The organism is Neisseria sp. 20925_1_37, assembly GCF_041433255.1.
In the GTDB taxonomy this organism is placed as follows: domain Bacteria; phylum Pseudomonadota; class Gammaproteobacteria; order Burkholderiales; family Neisseriaceae; genus Neisseria; species Neisseria flavescens_D.
The window spans coordinates 1-22,383 of record NZ_JAPWBC010000002.1; the positions used below are offsets into that span (position 1 = coordinate 1).

Sequence of the window (22,383 nt, forward strand, 5' to 3'; positions counted from 1 at the left end):
CCTTTTTTATGATTGAGCAATTATTTGTTGTGTTGACGGAAATATTCCCATTCTTCGACAACGGTACCGTCAGGCAAGTGACACACGCCGTATTCGCCACCGTCTTTGTCTTTTTTGATTTCGGATTTGCCGCCTTGTTTGACGCAGAATTCGGAAGCCGGATTGGCTGCGCCGAGGTTAGGAGATTCTTGTTTTTCAGAAGCGGAGCAGGCGGCCAAAGCGGTTGCGGCAGCGAGGCTGAGGATGATGGGTTTGATCATGGTGTGTCTTTCATTTGAAGGATAAAAACAAGCGGATTATAGGGGACGCTTGCGTTAAATGAGGTTAACCAGACAAAGGCCGTCTGAAAAGTTTTCAGACGGCCTTGAGTTTAAGAAGTCAAACCGGATTATTTGGCTGCTTCGGTTTTTTCGCCTTCTTTAGCAAAGTATTTGGCGTAAATTTTGTCGTATTCGCCACTTTCGCGTACTTTTTTCAGTGCATCGTTCAACATTTTAATGGTGGCTTCGTCGCCTTTGCGTGCAGCGATACCGTAGTTTTCGATGGTGAAGTCAGGCAGGGAGATGAAATCCAAGCCTTTGGTCGGGTTGTTTTTCACATAGTTGGCAATGACTGCGCTGTCGCTGACGACGGAATCCAAACCGCCGTTTTCCAATTCTTTGATAATCAGGGGAACGCTTTCAAAGCGGGCGATTTTCGGATTGTCGTTGCCCAAGAGTTTGGAAACGGAGAAGTCGCCGGTGTAGCCGGTTACCACGCCGACTTTGGCCATGTTTTTCAGGTCTTCGGAAGAAGCCACTTTTTTACCTTTTGGAACGAGGACAACTTGGGTAATTTCAAAGTATGGATCGCTGAAGAGCATGCTTTGTTTGCGGTCGTCAGTGATGGTTACGCCGGACATAACGATGTCCACGTCGCCGTTGTTCAAAGAAGGGAAGAGGCTTTCCCATGGCTGGTGTTTGAATTCGACTTTGAAGTTGCCGGCTTTAGCCATGGCGTTCATTAAGTCAACGTCAAAACCTTCTACTTTGCCGGTAGAATCCAAAGATTCAAATGGGGCAAACTCGGCATTAGAGCCGACACGGTACACTTTATCGGCAGGAGCAGAGGCATTGTTGCTTTGACCGCCGCAGGCAGTCAGGGCAAGGGCGGAACAAGCGAGGGCAGTGGCCAGCCATTTTTTCATGTTCATGATATGTGCTTTCTTAATAAAATGTTAACGGATAAAATCTTAGTTTAGCATAATTTTGTGAACAAACTAGCCGAAATCAGTGGTCTTTTTCTCGGAAAAATGCGTAGGTTACGTCATGGAAGAGGTCGGTGTGCGGACTGTCTTCATAGCTCAATTCCGCCAACGCGTCTTCAAAGGCAAGCTGGATGGATTCTACGGCATCGTTGGCCATGTCGGAGGGCAGGGAGCGGATAAGGCCTTTCAGCGCGGTGGCGAGGACGTGGTTTTGCATACGCAAAGCGTCGTTGGCCTCTTCCAGATATTCGAGGCGTTGTTCGATGCTGCTCATGATGTATCCTTGAGTATTAAATAAAATAGTGATTATATAGTGAATTAATATTAAAATGTGACGCTTGCGCCGGCTTGCCGGATATGTCCAACCATCGGCCGTATTTCAAGTGATTTTAGGTTTGAATGCGGTTCACAATAAAAATGAAAAAACGAGATTATTATGGAAAACAACCGTCTTGACCCTACAGCCCTCGAGGAAGAAGACCTGAATTGGGAAAAACGCCTGGAAAGATTGCGTCAGGCACGACAATTCAATACTGCGCCGACTCATGCGCCATTGGTCAAAAAATCGGACGACGCTGTCGATGTTGCGCCCAAAACCGCGTCTAAAAAAGAATATAAATTAGATGCGGACAATCGTGAAAAAGTATTGGAAGAATATTTGTACCGCTGGCAGTTGGAACACAATACTGCCCTTGCAGACGATGGCGAAGCAGTGGAAACCGATGCGATGGTGGTTTTGCAGGATAACTGGTTGAGCGCGCAATCGGCATTGCAGGCCGCGGCTTCAGAGCGTCATATCGAATCAACGCGTACCGTCAGGCTAAATCCGAAATCAGGTGCCGTAGATTTTGATGCGCCTGAAGTGGAAGAAACTGAAAAACCGGAAAATGATGATGCGGAAGCGGCTGAAGAGGCGGTTTCAGACGGCCTTGAACAAGAACCGGCCATCAATGTCCATATCAATGTATTGAACCCTCAAGCAATTGGCCGTCGGCAAGTATTCTGCGTTTCTGAAAAAGATTTGACCGAGCGTCTGATTAAGCGTTTGCGTCCCCATGTGGCTGATGCGGTCAACGGCATGATTCGGATTGCCGTGCAAAAACAAATGGCCTTATTCACTTATCAGTTGCAGCAAATGCTGAACGAGCAGGCACCTGGCTTGGTGGAAGATGTATTGGAACACAACGTTAAACGTATTTTGGACGATATGAAGGTTGAAATGAAATACCGCCGTTGAGTATCCGGGCCGTCTGAAAAGTTTCAGACGGCCTTCGGCGTAAATTTCCCTTAAAATTTTACGAAGCGTGTATAATGGCGGCTCACGTTTTCGTGATAAATATCCTTTCTAAATAGTTGATATGCCCGATGCAGAATCGGGCATTTTTTTTGAGATTGTTATGAATAAAAACAAAATCATTGTATTGCTAATTGCTTTGGTTGCCGTATTTGCCTATCAAAAAATGCAAAACAAGCAGCCGCTACAATCGCAGCATCAGCAGAAAATAGAAGCCGTTCAAAAACAAAACAATGCGGGCGAAAAAAACGCCGATACGGCTCAACAGCAAACCGGTTCGGGTAAACAATCGGCAGAAGCGGTTTTGAAACAGGCGTTTGAAAACGAACAAAGCGATATTCAGGTTGAGGGCGAGGGCACGGTATGGAAAACCCTGCCGGATGACAACAAAGGCACGCGCCACCAACGCTTTATCTTGAAGCTCTCCAGCGGCCAGACGCTTTTGGTGGCACACAATATCGACCTTGCCGATAAGATTAAGGGTTTGAAAAAAGGCGATAAAGTAGCGTTTTACGGCGAATACGAATGGTCGGAGCAGGGCGGCGTTATCCATTGGACGCACCATGACCCGTCAGGTCGGCATACTGACGGCTGGTTGAAACACGATGGCCGCCTTTATCAGTAAAAACGGTTTTCCTGTTTTTTCAGACGGCACGAAACACGGCCTTCGGCTTGAAAGATGGTAGAAATCGGCGCAAAATGTTAACAAGTTAAACAGACGGAAAATATTGTTCCGTCCATTGGAATACACAGTAGATTGGAGAATAAATGAACAAAAAACTTCATCCGCAAACGCTGGCCATCCGGGGCGGCAAAGAGCAGACCGAATATCGCGAACACAATCAGGCGCTGTTTTTGACCAGCAGCTTTATGTGGGAAAGCGCGCAACATGCGGCAGATTTGTTTTCCAAAAAAATTAAAGGCTTTACCTATACCCGTACAGCCAATCCGACTACTGCCGCTTTTGAAAAACGCATTGCCGCATTGGAAGGCGCAGAGCGCGCGGTAGCCACTTCGACCGGTATGTCCGCAATTCAGGCGGCGTTTTTTACCTTCTTGCAAGCCGGTGATCATGTTATTTCCAGCCGCAGCCTGTTCGGCACGACCGTCGGTTTCATCAACAACATCGTTACCAAGTTCGGCATCGAAGTCAGCCATGTATCGCCGGTTGATGTAGATGAATGGAAAGCGGCAATCAAGCCCAATACCAAACTGTTTTTCTTGGAAACTCCGTCCAACCCATTGGGCGAAGTTGCCGATTTGGAAGCGCTGGCTGAACTGGCGCACAGCATCGGCGCGCTTTTGGTGGTGGACAATAGCCTCTTGTCGCCAGCAGGTTCGCAGCCTTTGAAACACGGTGCGGATATTTCCGTGTCTTCCGCAACCAAAGCGATTGACGGACACGGCCGCGTGATGGGCGGCGTGTTGGCCGGTTCGGAAGAGCTGATGACGCAAGTTGCCATATATTGCAACTCTTGCGGGCTGGCGATGTCGCCATTCAATGCTTGGGAATTGCTCAGTGGCATCGAAACCATCGGTATCCGTATGGAAAAACAGTTTGACAATGCGTTAAAAATCGCTCAATGGCTGCAACAACAGCCGCAAGTCCAAGCCGTGTACTACACCGGTTTGCCCGACCATCCGCAGGCAGAGCTTATCCGCAAGCAACAAAACGGTGGCGGCATCGTCATTGGCTTTGAAGTTGCCGACCAAGAAGCCGCATGGAAAGTCGTGGACGGCGTGGCGCTTTTCTCCCGTACTGCCAACCTCGGCGACGTGCGCTCAACCATCACTCATCCGTGGACAACGACCCACGGCCGTATGCAGCCTGAAGAAAAACTCGCCGCCAATATCCGCCCGGGCTTGATCCGTCTCTCTGTCGGTTTGGAACACATCGACGATTTGATTGATGATTTGCAACAAGCATTGAACAAATAATCTAAAAACAAATTTCAGACGGCCTTAAATTTTAATAGGCCGTCTGAAAGCAATTAAACACACATCTTAAGAATAAAAGGAAAAAAATAATGTCTGAAGCAGAATTCGCCTCGTGGGCAATGAAAATCCTCCTCACCGGCCTGATTATCTTTTTGGGCTTTATCGTTTGGAACTTGGGTAAAGAATCCAAAGCCGGCAAATTCGGCATCGCCATGCTCTTCTTGGTTTTGGGCTTGGGTGTGTTTGGATTCGTATTTAAAGAGTTGCTGATTAGCTTTTTGGTATTGCCGAAGTAAGCAGAAAGTTTATAGATAGAACAAGGCCGTCTGAAAAAATGTTCAGACGGCCTTTTGATTTGATGTTTTAAATTACGCCCAATTCTTGCAAGCCGCGCAATACGCCGTCTTCATCGACACTTGGGCAGACGAATTGTGCGGCCGCTTTGGCAGCTTCTTCGCCATTGCCCATGGCAACGCCAAAGCCGACGGTTGACAGCATTTCCAAGTCGTTGAAGCTGTCGCCGAATGCCATTACTTTGCTTATATCAATGCCTAGTTTTTCCACTGCGTGGGCGATGCCGCGTGCTTTTGAACCTTCTTTGCGCAGCAGGTCCACAGCATATTCATGCCAGCGGACGGATTTGAAGCCGTGTTGCTGGGTCAGCGGTTGCAGGATTTTTTCTTCTTCCTTATCCACGAAGACCAACATTTGATAAACAGGCTGTTTGCGGAAATATTCTTTGTCGGTCACGAAGTTGGGCAGGATATGCGATAAGCCTTCAACAACGCGCGGAGAATGGGAGGAAACGGCAATTTCTTGGTTGTTGACGAATGCGTAGTCTATTTTGTGTTGCTCAAGCAGGTTGATGGCGGTTTCGATGTCGGCAATGTCCAAGGGGTAGCTTTGCAGGGGCTCGCCGCGAAAGGAAATATATTGGCCGTTGATGGTAACGAGCATGTCGATACCGCATTCTTGAATCAAGTCTTTGATTTTATTTGGAAAGGCGGCTTCCGGACGGCCGGTGGCAATCGCAGTCAAAATGCCTTTGGCTTTCAATGCGCGCATGGCTTGGGCAACCGAAGGACGTAAGGTATCCGTGTATTTTCGGTAGAGGGTGTCGTCGATGTCAAAGAAGATGATTTCAGGATTGTTCATGGTTTACTCGTTGGGCCGGGTATACACAGCTTTCATTGAAAATTGTGTGAACAGCTTGTGTATAAATTGGTTTAGTATTTGATTGCTATTATGAAAATAATTTCTGATTAAAATTTAGGCAGTTTTTTGTTTTGAGAATAAAGCGGAAAGTTATCCACATCAGGCCGTCTGAAAATTTGGTTTTCAGACGGCCTTGTTTTAAGCAATCAGACGGATATTTTCTTTGTCTTGCCTGAATTTGTTTTTAATCACGAGAGGCAGGCTGCTGTCGAAATACCAGTTGCCGTCAGGCAATGCCAACGCGCCGCCGGCGCAGAGCAGGGTAATGCTGTTTCCGGTCAGGGGATCGGTTTCGGTAATTTCAATTTCGTGCGCTTTGCCCCAATCGGTTATGGGGAGTAGATGGGCAAGCTCGGTAATGCGTTGGTTTTGATGTTTGATGCCTTCGGGTTGGCGGCAGTCGCCGTTGCATTTTCCGACGGCCTCAACAGGGCAGGGTTCGCCCTTTGCGTAGCCGGTCGGCAAAATATTGAGCGAATCTGGGCAGAGTCTGTGTTCTTGCGACCATTGCGCCAAAGCGCGTTTGGCTGCTTTTTTGTGGGCAAACAAACCGTATGGACGCCAGTTTCTGGTGCCGCTGTTTAATAAGACAATGCGTGCTTGAAGGCTGCCGTGTTCGTCAGCGATAAAGCGGACGGTAGAAAACGATGTGGACTTTTCAGACGGCATCAGTTGGTATTCCTGCATGGTCTGGGCTTTGAGCCATAATGTATGGAGCTGACCGACTGCCGGAATAAAACGGATGGAGGCTGCTGCTTTGATGTGCGGCGGCAGTTTTTTGCTGTGCAGCAGGGTGGCGGTTTCACTGTATGCGCGTTCGTGTGCTTCAATAGCTTGGGCTTTGCCGAAACGGTCAAACCAAACCAATACGCCGTAACTATCGGGCAGGGCATAGAGCTGTTGGGCAAGCGAATCAGGCAGCCAAGTGGGCAACATTTTCGGATTCATCAATGCACGGACGTGTTCGTCCCATTGCTGATGATTTTTTTCTGCCAGACTTAATTCGAGATAATCACACAATGCGGCAACATCGGTCATGGCGCGGTGGCGGTTGGCCGTCTGAATGCCGGTGCGTTCGATAATGCTGTCGAGGCTGTGTTTGTAAAACTCAGGATACAGGCGGCGCGACAATTGAACCGTACAGAGCGAGGGTGCAGCAAAGTCAGTATGGATACGGGCAAACTCGTGGCGCAGGAAGGTATAGTCAAAGCGGCTGTTGTGCGCAACAACCACTGCACCTTGCAATAGCGGCAACAAATCGGCTGCAATATCGGCAAAGACAGGCGCGTTTTTCACTGTTTCATCATGAATACCGGTCAGCCTGGCAACAAATTCGGGAATGCTGCGGCAAGGATTGACCAATTGCTCGTAATGTGTGGCGCGTCCTTGATCAAAACGAACAAGGGCTACTTCCGTTATCCTGTCTTGATAGAAATTTCCACCGGTCGTCTCCAAATCCACCACGACCACAGGCCGTCCCAAACGGGAAAATGCTTCGGATAAGAGCGGCCAGCGTGCGAAATCTGACATTTTATTCTCTGTAAATTCAATAGCAAATGCGCATTTTACACGCTGTCTGCAAGTTTTCCAAATAAAACGCTTGACAGTAAATAGCCCTCTCTTTATAATTCAAATCTTTCTTGATGCACCCGTAGCTCAGTTGGATAGAGTATCTGGCTACGAACCAGAGGGTCGGGCGTTCGAATCGCTCCGGGTGCGCCACAGAAAATCTCCGCGCCCATCGTCTAGCGGTTAGGACATCGCCCTTTCACGGCGGTAACCGGGGTTCGATTCCCCGTGGGCGTGCCAGTTTATAAAAAAGCGCAATCTGTTTCGGATTGCGCTTTTTTGCGTCTATCAATTTTGAAATGATTTGAACCTCTCTTTTTATCTGCTAACGCTGATTAGCATTTGTCATAATCTACTAAAAGCATTTATTATTACATATCTAATAATCATAATTTAAGGGAAAACGTTCATGGCGTGGCGGTTTGTGTTGCCTGCTTGGGTGGTGGGTGTAGTGCTTTCGTTTGCTTTGCCGGTTGTGCCGCCATGGTGGGTTTGGTTGTCTGTAATCATTGGTATGCTTGCGTTGTGTCGAAGATTTGCTGTGGCTTGGTTGGTGTTGGCCGTCTGTGTGGGCATGGCGTTTGGGGTGTGGCGGATCGGGCTGGTGTTGGCCGGTCAATGGCCTGTGGGGGAGGCTGCGGCTAAAGTTTTGACGGTTGAGGTGGCGGATATGCCGCGTGATGATGGTCGGCGCGTGCAGTTTGCGGCAAGGGCTTGGGATGAGCGTGGGCAGGCTTTTGATTTGATGTTGTCGGATTATCAGCGGCGCGATTGGATGGTGGGCAGTCAGTGGTCTGTATCGGCGCGGGTAAGGCCGGTAATCGGTGAAGTGAATATGCGCGGTTTGAACCGTGAAACATGGGCTTTGGCCAATGGTATCGATGGCATGGGTACTTTGGGGCGCGACAGGAAACTCGTGCGGCAAGGCGGTGGTTTCGGTTTGGCTGATATGCGTGATGCGGTAAGCCGAAGTTGGCAGAGAACGGCGGACAAATATCCTGAGTTTTCAGACGGCATAGGGCTGATGCGTGCTTTGAGTATTGGCGAGCAATCGGCGTTGCGGCCGCCTTTGTGGCAGGCATTCCGGCCTTTGGGACTGACGCACTTGGTCAGTATTTCGGGCTTGCATGTGACGATGGTGGCTGTATTGTTTGCCTGGCTAATCAAGCGAATTTTTCGTTATTTGCCGTGGATTCCGGCGCAACCGCGTGTGTGGATATTGGCTGGCGGTGTTGCCGGGGCTTTGTTTTATGCGCTTTTGGCCGGTTTTTCCGTACCGACGCAACGCAGTGTGTTGATGTTGGCTGCGTTTGCGTGGGCATGGTGGCGCGGCAGTGGCGGCTCGGGCTGGATGGCGTGGTGGCAGGCTTTGGCCGTTGTTTTGTTGTTGGACCCGTTGGCTGTATTGGGCGTGGGAACATGGTTGTCATTCGGTTTGGTTGCTGCTTTGATTTGGGCTTCATCAGGCCGTCTGAAAGAGTTGGGTTGGCGTTTGGCTGTACGGGGGCAATGGGCGGCAACGGTGTTGTCGGTGGTATTGCTGGGCTATTTGTTTGCTTCGTTACCTTTGCTCAGTCCGTTGGTTAATGCGCTGGCTATTCCTTGGTTTTCTTGGGTATTGACGCCGTTGGCTTTGCTGGGTTCGGTTTTCCCGTTTGAACCTATCCAGTTGGTAGCGGCATTTTTGGCGGAATATACTTTACGCGGTTTGGTATGGCTGGCTACGGTATCGCCTGAATTTGCCGTCGCAGCGGCGCCCATGCCTTTGCTCGTGTTGGCGATGATGGCGGCTTTACTGTTATTGCTGCCTAAAGGAATGGGCTTGAAACCTTGGGCATGTTTGGTTTTATTGGGTTTTGTGTTTTACCGTCCTGCCAAGCTGGAGGAGGGGGTGGCAAGGGTTACGGTGATGGATGCAGGACAAGGTTTGTCGGTGTTGATACAAACGCGCAACCGCAATCTTTTGTTTGATACAGGAACGGAGCAAGTGGCGCAAACAGGTATTGTGCCGAGTTTGAACGCGATGGGCGTGCGCCGTTTGGACAGCCTGATTTTGTCGCACCATGATATTGACCATGACGGCGGTTTTCAAAGTGTGGCGGCTGTCGGTGCTGATAAATTGCTTGCCGGACAACCTGAGTTTTATCCGAATGCAGAGTTTTGCCAAGAAGACAAATGGCAATGGGACGGCGTAGATTTCGAGTTGCTCAGGCCGTCTGAAAATGCAGGCAAGGAAGATAACGACCAAAGCTGCGTATTGCGTGTCGTGGCAAACGGCAAAGCCTTGTTGATAACCGGCGATTTGGGTGTGAAGGGCGAGGCCGGTTTGATTGAAAAATACGGCCATGCGCTGTATAGCCAAGTGTTGGTATTGGGACATCACGGCAGCAGCACGGCTTCGTCGGGCAGCTTTCTGCATACGGTTTCGCCGCAATATGCCGTAGCATCCAGTGGCTATGCCAATGCCTACAAACATCCGACCGTTGCCGTACAAAATCGTGTCCGCGCGCACGGCATTACTTTGTTGAGAACGGATTTGTCAGGCGCGTTGGTGTTTGCTTTGGGACAGGGCGATATATTTCAAGGCCGTCTGAAAAAGGATAAGTTTTATTGGCAGAAGAAACCGTTTGAGTAAAAAGGCTAAAAGGCCGTCTGAAAGACTTTTTCAGACGGCCTTAATATTTTTTATTGGTGGGTATTATCCAAATTTTGTGTGAATCCAACTGTGGATAGTTTGGTTTGATATTTGATAATAAAGAATAAATTAATTATGATGAAAAAATGGGCAGTTTAAAGATAGGGTAATAATTACAAAGTTATTAGTAATTATCGGCTGATGGTTGTTTTAAAGTTTAAGGTCGTCTGAACCTGATATTTCATGTTCAGACGGCCTTAAACTTATATAATATCCGACCCATCTGTTTAAAAAGGCCATCTCCATGAACACCATACGCACCAAAATTTGCGGTATTACCCGACCTGAAGACGCGCTGGCCGCGGCCGAATTGGGCGCAGATGCCATCGGGTTGGTGTTTTACGCCAAGAGTAAACGGGCAGTGAGTATTGAGCAGGCGCAGGCGGTTGTGAAAAATCTGCCGCCGTTTGTATCGGTGGTGGCCTTGTTTGTGAATGAAAACGAGCAAACCATCCGCGAGATTTTGCGTCAGGTGCCGATAGATGTGATTCAGTTTCACGGCGATGAAGACGATGATTTTTGCCGTCGGTTTGACCGCCCGTATTTGAAGGCCGTGCGCGTACAGTCCGCTGCCGATATTCAGACGGCCTGTGCCAAATTTCCGAATGCACGCGCCTTGCTGTTTGATGCCTATCATCCGACTGAATACGGCGGTACGGGACAAAGTTTCGACTGGACCATGTTGCACGGCAATATCGGCAAACCGTGGATACTTGCCGGCGGATTGACTGCGGAAAACGTTGCCGAAGCGGTAAAAATCAGCGGCGCGACGGCGGTGGATGTGTCCGGCGGCGTGGAAATCTCCGGCGGGATTAAGAGCAGGGAGAAAATGGCGGCGTTTATTCAGGCAGTAAAGGCCGTCTGAAATTTTGTTTGAATGAAAAACAACCGGAATACAGATATGCAAGAGCCAATCGTCGAGTCTCACCCTTTCGCAGCCTTGTTGCCGCCGCAGGCAACGGTCATGATGATGGGGACGTTTCCGCCTAAAGAAGAAAAACACGCGATGCAGTTTCATTATCCGAATTTTCAAAACGATATGTGGCGCGTGTATGGACTGGTGTTTTTCGGTGATGCGGCGCATTTTCAAAAGCAGGGCGAAAAGGCGTTTGATGCCGATAAAATCAAAGCGTTTTTGAGTGAAAAGGGGATTGCATCCTGTCCGACCGTGTTGAAGGCAATACGCGAACATGGCAATGCTTCGGATAAGTTTTTAAAAGTGATAGAAACCGTCGATTTGGCGGCAGTATTGGCGCAAATGCCCGAGTGCCGCCATCTTTGCACTACCGGCGGTAAGGCAACCGAAGTTTTGTTGGAGATTCAGGGCAGCGGCATGAAAATACCGAAGACCGGCGAAACAGTGCCGTTTCACTATGTTGGACGTGAGTTGACCCTGACGCGTCTGCCTTCGACTTCGCGTGCCTATCCTTTGAGTTTGGCGAAAAAAGCGGCGGCATATCGGGCTTTTTTTGAAATGGCTGGATTGACTGTTTTTCAGGAGTAGGGTGATGGACCGTTATGAAATTTCTTTAATGACGTTTATGGCTTTGTGGTGGCTTTTTAATGTCGTCTCAGTGTGGCTGAAGGCCAAAAAATGGCATATCAAGGTATTGTTGGGCGGAACGCTTTTGTATGTGATACAAATATCTGCAGTCATTATGTCTGTTAACGGCCTTAATTGGATATTTTTGAACGTAAGCACTATAAATACCAATGAGTTGATTATTGCTTTGCTTGTGCTTAACTTTTTGGGTTGTTGGTTGCTGGCACTGTGGCTGGGGATGTTGGCATTGAAACTATGTCTGAGAAACAAAAACGAAGAAAAACATATCGCGCCGCCGTTGGGTACGGCATTGATTGCAACATCGAGCTGTACGCTGTTGTTCCTATTTTGTCTGCTGACATTATTATTCAATTAGTTGCCGACAAGATGAATGGAAAACGGCTATAATTGCTGACAATTTTTACTTTCAGACGGCCTTTTACTGAATCAGGCCGTCTGAAACCATAAAACGAACAAGGAAAAATCCCATGAAAAATTATCACGCTCCCGACGAGAACGGCTTTTTCGGCGAACACGGCGGCCTGTACGTTTCCGAAACTCTGATTCCTGCTTTGCAAGAATTGGCAGAAGCCTATAAAGCAGCGAAAGAAGATCCTTCATTTTGGGAAGAGTTCCGCCATGATTTGAAACACTATGTCGGCCGTCCCAGCCCTGTTTACCATGCCGCGCGATTGTCCGAGCATTTGGGCGGCGCGCAAATCTGGCTGAAGCGTGAAGATTTGAACCACACCGGCGCACACAAAGTCAACAACACCATCGGTCAGGCATTGCTCGCCCGCCGCATGGGCAAAAAACGCGTGATTGCCGAGACCGGCGCAGGTCAGCACGGCGTGGCTTCTGCTACCGTCGCCGCACGCTTCGGCATGACTTGCGATGTGTACATGGGGGCGGACGACATCCAGCGTCAAATGCCCAACGTGTTCCGTATGAAGCTGCTTGGCGCGAATGTCGTCAGTGTCGACAGCGGCAGCCGTACTTTGAAGGACGCGATGAACGAAGCCATGCGCGAATGGGTGGCCCGCGTGGACGACACGTTCTATATCATCGGCACCGCCGCAGGCCCGGCGCCGTATCCAGAAATGGTACGCGACTTTCAATGCGTGATCGGCAATGAAGCCAAAGAACAAATGTTGGAAGCCATCGGCCGCCAACCTGATGTTGCCGTTGCCTGCGTGGGCGGCGGCTCGAATGCCATCGGTTTGTTCCATCCCTATATCGAAGAAGAAAACGTACGTTTGGTCGGCGTAGAAGCCGGCGGTTTGGGCGTGGATACGCCTGACCACGCTGCACCGATTACCAGCAAAGCCCCTATCGGTGTTTTGCACGGTTTCCGCAGCTATTTGATGCAGGACGAAAACGGTCAAGTCTTGGGTACGCACTCTGTTTCCGCAGGCTTGGATTACCCAGGCATCGGCCCGGAACACAGCCATTTGAACGACATCAACCGTGTGGAATACACTGTTGCCAAAGATGACGAAGCACTCGAAGCCTTTGATTTGCTCTGCCGTTTTGAGGGCATTATTCCTGCGCTGGAATCCAGCCATGCCGTTGCTTGGGCGGTGAAAAACGCGCCGAAAATGAGCAAAGACCAAGTGATTTTGGTCAACCTCTCCGGCCGCGGCGATAAAGACATTAATACCGTGGCGAAACTCAAAGGCATTGAGTTGTAAGCCTTATTGATTGAGCAGTAAAGGCCGTCTGAAAAAGCTGGATTTCAGTCTTTCAGACGGCCTTTGTTTCCGTAATGATTAGCGTAGTATTTTATCCGCGCAAACTCTATTAAGTATCGGCGGCTAAGGAAATTTATCCTTCCAAACCGAGCTTGTACGCTTTCTAAACCGATTATTCAAGTTATCCATCACCATGAAACATTTAGCAATCCATCTAAAACTATTGGGCATGGCGGCGTTTTGGGGCGCATCTTGGCCGATGGGGCGGATGCTGGGACAGGCGCTGCCGCCTTTAACGGGCGGTATGCTGCGCTTTTTGACGGCGGCTATCTTGCTTTTGGGCTGGCTGTTTGCACGGTATCGATTGCGTACTTTGGCAGTTTTGTCGCGCAAACAATGGCTTGGATTGGCACTGGCGGCGGCATTCGGGGTATTTGGTTTTACTGTGTTGTCTATGCTGGGTTTGCAGCGGATTCCTGCTTCAAGGGCGACGGTGTTGGTCACGTTCAATCCTGTATTGACGATGTTTTTTGCGGCTTTGTTGTTTGGCGAGAAGCTCAACGGCAAGATTGTGTCGGGTATGTTGTTGGCAGTGGCAGGCTCGATATGGGCGGTCACGCATGGCGAGATTGCGGCATTTTTGTCGGGCGGCGGCGTAGGGTGGGGTGAAGTGCTGGTGTTTTGCAGCCTTTGTTGCTTGGTCACTTATACGATGATAGGCAGGGCGGTGTTGCAGGGGATTGATGCGCTGACGGTCACCGTGGCCACCGCTTGGCTGGGTGCATTGATGCTGTTGCCGCCTGCGCTGATTTCAGACGGGCTGCCGTTTGGTATGCTTGCCGAAATGGACGGCAGGGGCTGGTTTGCTTTGATTGGGTTGTCTGTTGGGGCAACGGTCTTGAGCTATGCATGGTATTTTGAAGGCGTGAAGACTTTGGGCGCAGGCAGCGCGGCGGCGTACATTACTTTGGTGCCGGTATTCGGTATTTTGTGTTCCGCTTGGTTTTTGGGCGAGGCATTGCATATTTCCTTGGTTGCCGGCTGTTTGGCGGCAGTGGGCGGATTGGCGTTGATGCAGTACGGAAGACGTGCCGTCTGAAAAGGTAAATATGTTATATAATAATGAAACTGATCAAACCATTGTTTTAAACATGTCTGAACATTCCTCCCTGCTCGATTTCGACCGCGCCCATCTGCTCCATCCCTATACATCTATGACCGACCCGTTGCCTGTTTATCCGGTGCGCCGTGCGGAGGGCGTGCACATCGAATTGGCGGATGGTACGCGGCTGATTGATGGGATGTCGTCTTGGTGGTGTGCGATACACGGCTACAATCATCCCATTCTGAATCAAGCGGTTGAGGCGCAGATTAAGCAAATGTCGCATGTGATGTTCGGCGGTTTGACGCACGAGCCTGCGGTAGAACTTGGCAAATTATTGGTCGGGATTTTGCCGCAGGGGCTGGACCGTATTTTTTATGCGGATTCAGGTTCAGTTTCGGTGGAAGTTGCGCTGAAGATGGCGGTTCAATACCAGCAGGCGCGGGGTTTGACGGCGAAGCAGAATATTGCGACGGTACGGCGCGGGTATCACGGCGATACTTGGAATGCGATGTCTGTCTGCGATCCGGAAACGGGGATGCACCATATTTTCGGCAGCGCTCTGCCGCAGCGTTATTTTGTCGATAATCCGAAAAGCCGTTTCGACGATGAATGGGACGAGGCGGATTTGCAGCCTGTCCGCGCCTTGTTTGAAGCGCATTATGCGGATATTGCCGCCTTTATTTTGGAACCGGTCGTGCAGGGCGCAGGCGGCATGTATTTTTATCATCCGCAGTATCTTCGCGGATTGCGCGATTTGTGCGACGAATTTGATATCGTATTGATTTTTGATGAAATCGCCACAGGATTCGGGCGCACGGGCAAGATGTTTGCCTGCGAACACGCGGAGGTCGTGCCGGATATTATGTGTATCGGCAAAGGCTTGAGCGGCGGCTATATGACGCTGGCGACGGCAATCACTTCGCAAAAAGTCACCGAAACGATTTCGCGCGGCGAAGCGGGCGTGTTTATGCACGGCCCGACATTTATGGCGAACCCGCTGGCGTGTGCCGTTGCCTGCGCTTCGGTCAAACTGCTTTTGTCCCAAGATTGGCAGGCAAATATCTGCCGCATTGAAAGCATCTTAACAGGCCGTCTGAAAGCTGCATGGGACATTCGCGGTGTGAAAGATGTTCGCGTTTTGGGTGCTATCGGGGTGATTGAGCTGGAAAAAGGCGTGGATATGGCGCGTTTTCAAGCGGATTGCGTGGCGCAGGGCATTTGGGTGCGCCCATTCGGAAGACTGGTGTATTTAATGCCGCCGTATATTATTTCAGACGGCCTCTTGACCGAACTTGTCGACAAAACCGTACAAATCTTGAAGGAACACAGCAAATGAAAGGCGTTTACTTCGTCAGCGGCATTGATACGGACATCGGCAAAACCGTCGCCACCGGCGTGTTGGCAAAACAATTGTTGCAGCAGGGTAAAAGCGTGATCACGCAAAAGCCTGTGCAAACTGGTTGCCGCGACATCGCCGACGACATCGCCGTCCACCGCAAAATCATGGGCATACCCATGCAAGAAGCCGACAAACAAGGGCTGACCATGCCCGAAATCTTCAGCTATCCGGCCTCGCCCCATCTCGCCGCCCGACTGGACGGCAGGGCTTTGGATTTGGGCAAAATCCGTACCGCCACGCAAGAATTGGCGGCGCAATACGAAATCGTCTTGGTCGAAGGCGCGGGCGGATTGATGGTGCCGCTGACGGAAGATTTGTTGACCATTGATTATATTCAGCAACAGGCTTATCCCGTCATCCTCGTTACCAGCGGACGGCTCGGCAGTATCAACCATACCCTGCTCAGCTTCGTCGCGCTCAAACAATACGGCATCAGCTTGCACAGCCTGATTTTCAACCATATTCACGACAGCAAAGATGAAACCGTTGCCGGCGATACCTTGGAATATCTTAAAGGCCGTCTGAAAGATGAGTTTCCCGAAGCCAAATGGCAAGAGTTGGCCAAGACAGAGGTGTCAGATGGAGCTTGATATACCGCGTGGCACGCTTTGTCCACATGCCGAAGCCTTAAGCCTCTTGCCGTCTAAGGCCGAACATCTGCTGACCGTTTCTTCGCTAACTGCCGCTTTGCGCGCTTCTGGTAAGGATTTTTCAGTCGATCCGGTGTATTTTGGTTTGACGAAGGGAGCGGAAAACGGAGACGAAATCTTTGTGCGCGATGTTTGGCTCAAACTGGACGGCGAAACAGTGATACAAGCCAGAAGCGCGTGCCGGCCGGATAGCCGTCTATGGACAGAATTATTGGATTGCGGAACGCAGCCTTTGGGCGAGCGCCTGTTTGACGGTACATTGCCGTTGAAGCGTTCGGATTTTGAGTTTCTTCGTTTTGAAGATTCCGACCGTCCATCTTTCAGACGGCCTGTTACCGCGCGCCGTTCCTATTTCGATTGGAACGGCGAAACATTGGAATTAACAGAATATTTCTTATTGAAATTAATAGATTTATACCGCTAAGGCCGTCTGAAAATAAAACCAATTACCGATGTTTGTCATAATTCTGTTATAATACAATAAATTAAATTGTTAAGATCTGTTTGATTTCAGACGGCAATAAATTATAATAAGAGCTAAGGCTCTAAAATGCCTTTCCTTCAGCATCAATACATATACAACGACACATTACACCAATGAACATACGGCGCTTTTTCCTACAATTTTTACCGCGTTACGCTGTCGGACGGATGGTGATATACGCCAAACTGATGCGCATCGACAAACCCATTGGCACACTACTTTTGCTGTGGCCGACTTATTGGGCATTATGGATTGCGTCTAAAGGCGTTCCCGATGCGGATATTTTTATTGCTTTTACCGCAGGCACGTTTTTAATGCGCAGCGCAGGTTGCGTCGTGAATGACTTTGCCGACCGCAATTTTGACGGCGCAGTAGAGCGCACCAAAAACCGCCCGTTTGCCAAAGGTTTGGTTTCCAAAACCGAAGCGCTGCTTTTGACCGTCATGCTGTGCCTGATGGCGGCCTTGTGTCTGGTGCCGCTCAACCGCTTTACTTGGCTGATGAGCCTTCCGGCCTTGTTTCTGGCCGTCACATATCCCTTTACCAAACGCTTTTTCCCGTTGCCGCAGTTTTATTTAGGACTGGCATTTTCGTTCGGCATTCCCATGGCCTTTGCCGCCGTGCAAGGTCGAGTGCCTCCCGAAGCATGGCTGATGTTTACCGCCAATGCCTTATGGACGCTGGCTTACGACACGATTTATGCCATGGCGGACAAAGAAGACGATTTGAAAATCGGCATTAAAACTTCGGCAATCACATTTGGCCATCACGACATTACTGCCTCTATGCTTTGCCATTTTTGGTTTACCGTATTGATGGTAGTGCTGGGTATTAAAATCGGCGCAACTTGGCCTTATTGGCTGGTATTGCCGATAACCGCGTATTGGCAGTATCAGCAGTATGCCGCCATCCGTACGCGCGACCGCCAGTTGTGTTTTCAAACGTTTTTGGCCAACAACCGCATCGGCTTGGCGTGGTTTTGCGGATTGGTCTGCCATTATTTTTGGTTGTTTTTGGTTTCCAAACTGTTTTAAAAAACTAGATTGAGGCCGTCTGAAAAGAAAAGGAAAAGGGGTATGCCGGACATACCCCTTTTTATTTTAATCATGGTTTTACCAGCGATAGAATTTTTACTTTAAATTCAATATAATCAAACAGTTGGCTTATTTTTAACTCGTTAAAAAATATCAAAAACAACATGGAAAATGTTAGCAGGGAGAGTGTAAATTACGCCTTCAGGATTGAGATTTGCACCGACAATCGGTACAATCCCATTGTTTTGCGACATTTAAAAGAGATACACATGAGCCTGATCGGCGAAATTTTACCTTTGTCCCATATCGTTTTGGATTTGGAAGTCAGCAGCAAAAAGCGTCTGTTTGAAGAGGCTGCACAGCTGCTGGAGAATGAAGCAGAATTACCGAATACCAACGTGTTCGACTGCCTGTTTGCCCGTGAAAAACTCGGTTCGACCGGTTTGGGGCAGGGGGTGGCGATTCCTCACGGCCGTCACGCATGCGTGAAAAAAGCCACCGGTGCGTTTATCCGTACCAAAGAGCCGGTCGCCTTTGATGCGCCCGACGGCAAACCCGTTTCCCTGATTTTTATCCTGCTTGTGCCTGAAAACGCTACCGGCGAACATTTGGAAGTCTTGTCCAAACTGGCCGGCAGATTCTCTCAAAAAGCCATCCGTGAAGCATTGATGGCCGCGACTTCTGCCGAAGAAGTACGCACACTCCTGACTGAAGAGTAATTCATGCCCAGCATATCCGTCCGCCGCCTGTTTTCCGACAATCAGCACAAACTCGAACTCGCTTGGGCTGCCGGCAATTCCGGCGCGGACAACCGTATCGGTGTCGAAGCCGATAAACCCGTCTTGGCCTTGGTCGGCCACTTAAACTTTATCCATCCCAACCAAATTCAAGTTGTCGGTGTAGCCGAAGCCGAATATTTACGCCGTCTGGAATCGGGCGAACTCAACTACGATTTCGGCGAGCTTTTCGACATCCCCATGTCTTTGGTCATCGTCGCCAACGGTTTGCCAGTTTCGCCCAAATTGCGCGATTATTGCCATACCAACAGTATCCCTCTGCTGACTTCCAAACAGGAAAGTCCGCACCTGATGGACGTTTTGCGGATTTATCTGCAACGTACATTGGCTACTTCCACCATCAAGCACGGTGTATTTTTGGATGTATTTGAAGTGGGCGTACTCATTACTGGACAATCCGGATTGGGTAAGAGCGAATTGGCATTGGAGCTGATTTCGCGCGGCCACAGCCTGATTGCCGATGATGCGGTCGAACTCTTCCGTACCGGCCCGGAAATGCTGGAAGGCCGTTGTCCTCCTATGCTGCGTGATTTCCTCGAAGTACGCGGCTTGGGCATACTCAATATCCGCCATATTTTTGGCGAAACCTCCATCCGTCCGAAAAAAATCCTCCAGCTGATTATCAATTTGGTTCCGGCCGACGACGGATACATGAAACAACTCGATCGATTGAGCATCCGTACCGAAACAGAATCTATCCTCAACGTCAGCATCCGTTCCGTTACCCTGCCTGTTGCAATCGGTCGAAACTTAGCAGTATTGGTTGAAGCTGCAGTGCGCAATTACATCCTTCAGTTGCGCGGTAAAGACAGCACCAAAGAATTCCTCGAACGCCATCAAACACAACTCAAAGAAAACGAACAAAATCATGAAAATCGTCCTGATTAGCGGCTTATCCGGCTCAGGAAAATCCGTAGCCCTCAAGCAGCTTGAAGATTTGGGCTATTACTGTGTCGATAACCTTCCTTTGGAAATGCTTCCGTCGTTGGTCTCGCTCCATATCGAACGTGCCGATGAAACCAAACTCGGTGTCAGCGTTGACATCCGTTCCGGTATCAATATTCAGGAAGCGCAAGAGCAAATCCAATATTTGCGTCATGAAGGGCATCAAGTCGAAGTCCTCTTTATTGAAGCGGAAGAGGGTGTGTTGGTTCGCCGCTTCTCAGAAACCCGCCGCGGACACCCTTTGTCCGGCCATAATCTGACTTTGTTGGAAAGCCTGCAAAAAGAACGCGAATGGCTCTTCCCGCTTAGAGACATCGCATATTGCATCGATACGTCCAAAATGAACGCTCAGCAGCTGCGTTATGCTGTGCAACAATGGCTCAATATTGAACGTGTCGGTTTGCTGGTCATTCTTGAATCCTTTGGTTTCAAATACGGCGTTCCCAACAATGCCGACTTTATGTTTGATATGCGCAGCCTGCCCAATCCGTATTACGATCCGGAATTGCGTCCCTTTACCGGTATGGATAAGCCTATTCAAGATTATTTGGGCCAGCAGCCGTTGGCTCAAGAAATGGTTGATGACATCGACCATTTTATTAGCCGCTGGTTGCCGCGCCTACAACAAGAGAGCCGCAGTTATGTAACGATTGCCATCGGTTGTACCGGCGGTCAGCACCGCTCCGTTTATGTTGTGGAAAAACTGGCCGAACGCCTCAAAGGCCGTTACGAACTCCTTGTCCGCCATCGTCAGGCTCAAAGCTTGGCAGGACGCTAACTTGCCGTTTCAGACGGCCTCAAAGGAAGAAACCATGAAAAAAATCAGTCTGACCGCATTATCCCTGCTTATCTTGACCGCCTGCGCGACAGAGCCTGTCACTGCTTACCGTTGGCACCGCACCGGCGCGAGCGAAGCTGAAGTTTCCCGCCAAATCAATACCTGCAAATCACAAGTTCAAAATGGAACCAAACGTGGCAATACATCCAAGACGTTTGAGCAATGTATGGATGAAGCAGGTTATTACAGCTACGAGCATGGCAATCTCTAAATCCTGATTGACCGATTATCCAAATACCGAGGCCGTCTGAAAAACAATAATTTTTCAGGCGGCCTTAGATACGAATAGAAAGAATAAAAAGACATGGCTATCCAATGGTTTCCCGGCCACATGAACAAGGCAAAAAAAGCCATTGCCGAACGCATTAAAAGCGTTGATATGGTGATTGAGATGTTGGACGCGCGTATGCCTGCTTCCAGCGAAAATCCCTTGCTTGCCCAGTTGTCCAAAGGCAAGCCCAAACTCAAAATCTTAAACAAGCAAGATCTTGCCGATCCCGAACGTACCAAAGTTTGGCTCGAACACTACAACAGCCGCCAAGATACCCGCGCCATTGCGCTTGATTCTTCCGAAACCGGCGCTCATGGCAAAATTACCCAAGCTTGCCGCGCCATGATTCCGCATCGCCAAGGTATTGAGAAGCCGTTGCGTGTCCTGATTTGCGGTATCCCCAACGTCGGCAAATCCACCTTGATTAACGGCATGATCGGCAAAAAATCTGCCAAAACCGGCAACGAACCCGGTATTACCAAAGCCGAACAGCGCCTTTTCCTTGCCGACGATTTCTGGCTTTACGATACCCCGGGTATGTTGTGGCCCAAAATTATCGTTGAAGAAGGTGGTTACAACCTTGCAGCTGGCGGTGCAGTTGGACGCAACGCGCTGGATGAAGAAGAAGTGGCACTTGAGCTTTTGGATTACCTCCGCCGCCATTATCTGGCCCTTTTGCAAGAGCGCTATCAAGCCGACAAAGATCCAAGCAGTCATTGGGACGATACTTCTTGGCTTGAGTGGATTGCCAAAAAACGTGGTGCGGTTTTGAGCGGCGGACGGGTTAACTATCAAAAGGTCGCTGAAAATATCCTGACTGATTTCCGTGAAGGAAAAATCGGCAGAATCACGCTGGAAACGCCAAACCAATGGGAAACTTGGCTGAAAAAAGCCAGACAGAAAGAGGCCGAACTTAAAGCCATTCGCGAAGCCAGAAAGGCGGAAAGAAAAGGGCAGCAGCCTTCAGCCGATTAATATAAAAGGCCGTCTGAAATCTATTTTCAGACGGCCTTTTGTTGTAATAGACAATTTAGAGGGCGGTACGGCTGAAGCTATCCAGAGCTTTATCGGTTTGGATTTGGTTGAACTGCATGATGGTTTTGTCGCCTTGCTTTTCGTCCAATTCGATTTTACGCACCAGCGTATCGCCGTTGATTTCGATACGGTTGAAGATTTGGCGGGTAATGGCGGTTTTCGGAGTCAGGGTCAACGTCCATTTTTTCTCGTTGCCGTTTAATTTCAAATCAAATTGTTTTTCCAAACCTTGGGTATTGCCGCCCAAAAGGTCGAGGAAGAGTTTGATTTGGCGGCTTTGGCCGTTGAGTTTGCTGGCATTTGGGTTGACCCATTGACTGCCGTTCCATTGCATGATGCCGTCTGAACGCACGCGCAGGGTGGTTTCAAATGGTTTTTGCATTTTCCAGAGCAGGCCTTTTTGTGGGACAAGGGTAAAGCTGCCGCTGGTGGTCATGGGTTTGCTGAGGGATTTGAGTTGGCGTTGTTGGACAAAATTGCCTTGCACGTTTTGCGGTTTTTGCAAGGTTTGTGCCAATTCTGCAGGGGAAAATGCCCACAAAGCCGGAGCGCTGATGAGGAGAGTAAGAGAAAGAATGGTTTTTTTCATTGTGCTTCCATAAGGTTTGAGGCCGTCTGAAAGTTCAGACGGCCT

Annotated in this window: 25 protein-coding genes and 2 tRNA genes; 21 read left to right on the plus strand and 6 right to left on the minus strand. The window is 49.4% G+C overall.

The window, feature by feature from the left end; genetic code table 11:
• Positions 1-20: 20 nt before the first annotated feature.
• The 3 genes from O3661_RS01460 to O3661_RS01470 all read right to left on the minus strand — a co-directional run bounded on the left by O3661_RS01460 (position 21) and on the right by O3661_RS01470 (position 1,520).
• Positions 21-260, minus strand: coding sequence for a DUF333 domain-containing protein (locus O3661_RS01460; RefSeq protein WP_070588140.1), 240 nt, complete (start codon positions 258-260; stop codon positions 21-23).
• Positions 261-388: 128 nt separating this feature from the next.
• Positions 389-1,192, minus strand: coding sequence for a transporter substrate-binding domain-containing protein (locus O3661_RS01465; RefSeq protein ID WP_371492066.1), 804 nt, complete (start codon positions 1,190-1,192; stop codon positions 389-391).
• A 76-nt stretch (positions 1,193-1,268) separates the two neighbouring features.
• Positions 1,269-1,520: a hypothetical protein gene (locus O3661_RS01470; RefSeq protein WP_003680526.1), complete on the minus strand. Its 252-nt coding sequence runs from the start codon at positions 1,518-1,520 to the stop codon at positions 1,269-1,271.
• Positions 1,521-1,682: 162 nt separating this feature from the next.
• On the opposite strand from O3661_RS01470, the gene O3661_RS01475 reads away from it, so the two are divergent.
• The 4 genes from O3661_RS01475 to O3661_RS01490 all read left to right on the plus strand — a co-directional run bounded on the left by O3661_RS01475 (position 1,683) and on the right by O3661_RS01490 (position 4,774).
• A complete protein-coding gene (locus O3661_RS01475) occupies positions 1,683-2,483 on the plus strand; it encodes a hypothetical protein (protein WP_371492067.1) in 801 nt (266 codons plus the stop codon).
• Positions 2,484-2,604: 121 nt separating this feature from the next.
• Positions 2,605-3,165: a DUF3465 domain-containing protein gene (locus O3661_RS01480; protein ID WP_371492068.1), complete on the plus strand. Its 561-nt coding sequence runs from the start codon at positions 2,605-2,607 to the stop codon at positions 3,163-3,165.
• A 143-nt stretch (positions 3,166-3,308) separates the two neighbouring features.
• Positions 3,309-4,478: an O-succinylhomoserine sulfhydrylase gene (metZ, locus tag O3661_RS01485; protein ID WP_371492069.1), complete on the plus strand. Its 1,170-nt coding sequence runs from the start codon at positions 3,309-3,311 to the stop codon at positions 4,476-4,478.
• 89 nt (positions 4,479-4,567) lie between these two features.
• Positions 4,568-4,774, plus strand: a complete 207-nt coding sequence (locus tag O3661_RS01490; protein WP_003747401.1) for a DUF2788 domain-containing protein — start codon at positions 4,568-4,570, stop codon at positions 4,772-4,774.
• 67 nt (positions 4,775-4,841) lie between these two features.
• Here the strand turns inward: O3661_RS01490 and O3661_RS01495 are convergent, their stop codons facing one another.
• Both O3661_RS01495 and O3661_RS01500 read right to left on the minus strand, forming a co-directional pair.
• Entirely contained in the window at positions 4,842-5,633 is a 792-nt protein-coding gene (locus tag O3661_RS01495) for a Cof-type HAD-IIB family hydrolase (RefSeq protein WP_371492070.1), read from the minus strand.
• A gap of 198 nt (positions 5,634-5,831) precedes the next feature.
• On the minus strand, positions 5,832-7,223 hold the full coding sequence (locus tag O3661_RS01500) for an exonuclease domain-containing protein (protein ID WP_371492071.1): 1,392 nt from the start codon (positions 7,221-7,223) through the stop codon (positions 5,832-5,834).
• A gap of 115 nt (positions 7,224-7,338) precedes the next feature.
• On the opposite strand from O3661_RS01500, the gene O3661_RS01505 reads away from it, so the two are divergent.
• The 17 genes from O3661_RS01505 to ylqF all read left to right on the plus strand — a co-directional run bounded on the left by O3661_RS01505 (position 7,339) and on the right by ylqF (position 21,689).
• A tRNA-Arg gene (locus O3661_RS01505) sits at positions 7,339-7,415 on the plus strand.
• A 12-nt stretch (positions 7,416-7,427) separates the two neighbouring features.
• Positions 7,428-7,502: transfer RNA gene (locus O3661_RS01510), tRNA-Glu, on the plus strand.
• 169 nt (positions 7,503-7,671) lie between these two features.
• On the plus strand, positions 7,672-9,897 hold the full coding sequence (locus tag O3661_RS01515; RefSeq protein ID WP_371492072.1) for a DNA internalization-related competence protein ComEC/Rec2: 2,226 nt from the start codon (positions 7,672-7,674) through the stop codon (positions 9,895-9,897).
• A gap of 304 nt (positions 9,898-10,201) precedes the next feature.
• A complete protein-coding gene (locus tag O3661_RS01520; protein ID WP_371492073.1) occupies positions 10,202-10,822 on the plus strand; it encodes a phosphoribosylanthranilate isomerase in 621 nt (206 codons plus the stop codon).
• Between the two features lie 36 nt (positions 10,823-10,858).
• Positions 10,859-11,461 (plus strand): DNA glycosylase, encoded by a 603-nt coding sequence (locus O3661_RS01525; RefSeq protein ID WP_371492074.1) that lies wholly within the window; start codon positions 10,859-10,861, stop codon positions 11,459-11,461.
• A 4-nt stretch (positions 11,462-11,465) separates the two neighbouring features.
• The gene (locus tag O3661_RS01530) at positions 11,466-11,876 is read left to right on the plus strand and encodes a hypothetical protein (protein WP_371492075.1); all 411 of its coding nucleotides are present in this window, start codon (positions 11,466-11,468) and stop codon (positions 11,874-11,876) included.
• A 112-nt stretch (positions 11,877-11,988) separates the two neighbouring features.
• Positions 11,989-13,191 (plus strand): tryptophan synthase subunit beta, encoded by a 1,203-nt coding sequence (gene trpB, locus O3661_RS01535; protein ID WP_049322854.1) that lies wholly within the window; start codon positions 11,989-11,991, stop codon positions 13,189-13,191.
• 193 nt (positions 13,192-13,384) lie between these two features.
• The gene (locus tag O3661_RS01540) at positions 13,385-14,290 is read left to right on the plus strand and encodes a DMT family transporter (RefSeq protein ID WP_371492076.1); all 906 of its coding nucleotides are present in this window, start codon (positions 13,385-13,387) and stop codon (positions 14,288-14,290) included.
• Positions 14,291-14,342: 52 nt separating this feature from the next.
• Complete coding sequence (gene bioA, locus O3661_RS01545) at positions 14,343-15,632, plus strand: adenosylmethionine--8-amino-7-oxononanoate transaminase (RefSeq protein WP_371492077.1); 1,290 nt, start codon at positions 14,343-14,345, stop codon at positions 15,630-15,632.
• Entirely contained in the window at positions 15,629-16,285 is a 657-nt protein-coding gene (gene bioD / locus O3661_RS01550) for a dethiobiotin synthase (RefSeq protein ID WP_371492078.1), read from the plus strand. The genes bioA and bioD overlap by 4 nt, the downstream gene beginning before the upstream one ends.
• Positions 16,275-16,769 (plus strand): chorismate--pyruvate lyase, encoded by a 495-nt coding sequence (locus O3661_RS01555; protein ID WP_371492079.1) that lies wholly within the window; start codon positions 16,275-16,277, stop codon positions 16,767-16,769. Before bioD ends, O3661_RS01555 begins: the two co-directional genes overlap by 11 nt.
• Before the next feature lie 227 nt (positions 16,770-16,996).
• Positions 16,997-17,863 carry a 4-hydroxybenzoate octaprenyltransferase gene (gene ubiA, locus O3661_RS01560; protein ID WP_371492218.1) on the plus strand — a complete coding sequence of 289 codons (867 nt, stop codon included), beginning with the start codon at positions 16,997-16,999 and terminating at the stop codon, positions 17,861-17,863.
• Between the two features lie 269 nt (positions 17,864-18,132).
• Positions 18,133-18,582, plus strand: coding sequence for a PTS IIA-like nitrogen regulatory protein PtsN (ptsN, locus tag O3661_RS01565; RefSeq protein WP_039862228.1), 450 nt, complete (start codon positions 18,133-18,135; stop codon positions 18,580-18,582).
• Between the two features lie 3 nt (positions 18,583-18,585).
• The gene (gene hprK, locus O3661_RS01570) at positions 18,586-19,548 is read left to right on the plus strand and encodes an HPr(Ser) kinase/phosphatase (protein ID WP_004520066.1); all 963 of its coding nucleotides are present in this window, start codon (positions 18,586-18,588) and stop codon (positions 19,546-19,548) included.
• Complete coding sequence (gene rapZ / locus O3661_RS01575; RefSeq protein ID WP_101755048.1) at positions 19,529-20,383, plus strand: RNase adapter RapZ; 855 nt, start codon at positions 19,529-19,531, stop codon at positions 20,381-20,383. Before hprK ends, rapZ begins: the two co-directional genes overlap by 20 nt.
• A gap of 34 nt (positions 20,384-20,417) precedes the next feature.
• Complete coding sequence (locus O3661_RS01580; RefSeq protein WP_003684875.1) at positions 20,418-20,654, plus strand: lipoprotein; 237 nt, start codon at positions 20,418-20,420, stop codon at positions 20,652-20,654.
• A gap of 93 nt (positions 20,655-20,747) precedes the next feature.
• Entirely contained in the window at positions 20,748-21,689 is a 942-nt protein-coding gene (gene ylqF, locus O3661_RS01585) for a ribosome biogenesis GTPase YlqF (protein ID WP_250580477.1), read from the plus strand.
• Between the two features lie 55 nt (positions 21,690-21,744).
• On the opposite strand, the gene O3661_RS01590 is transcribed toward ylqF, so the two are convergent.
• The gene (locus O3661_RS01590) at positions 21,745-22,338 is read right to left on the minus strand and encodes an outer membrane lipoprotein carrier protein LolA (protein ID WP_004520070.1); all 594 of its coding nucleotides are present in this window, start codon (positions 22,336-22,338) and stop codon (positions 21,745-21,747) included.
• Positions 22,339-22,383: the final 45 nt, after the last annotated feature.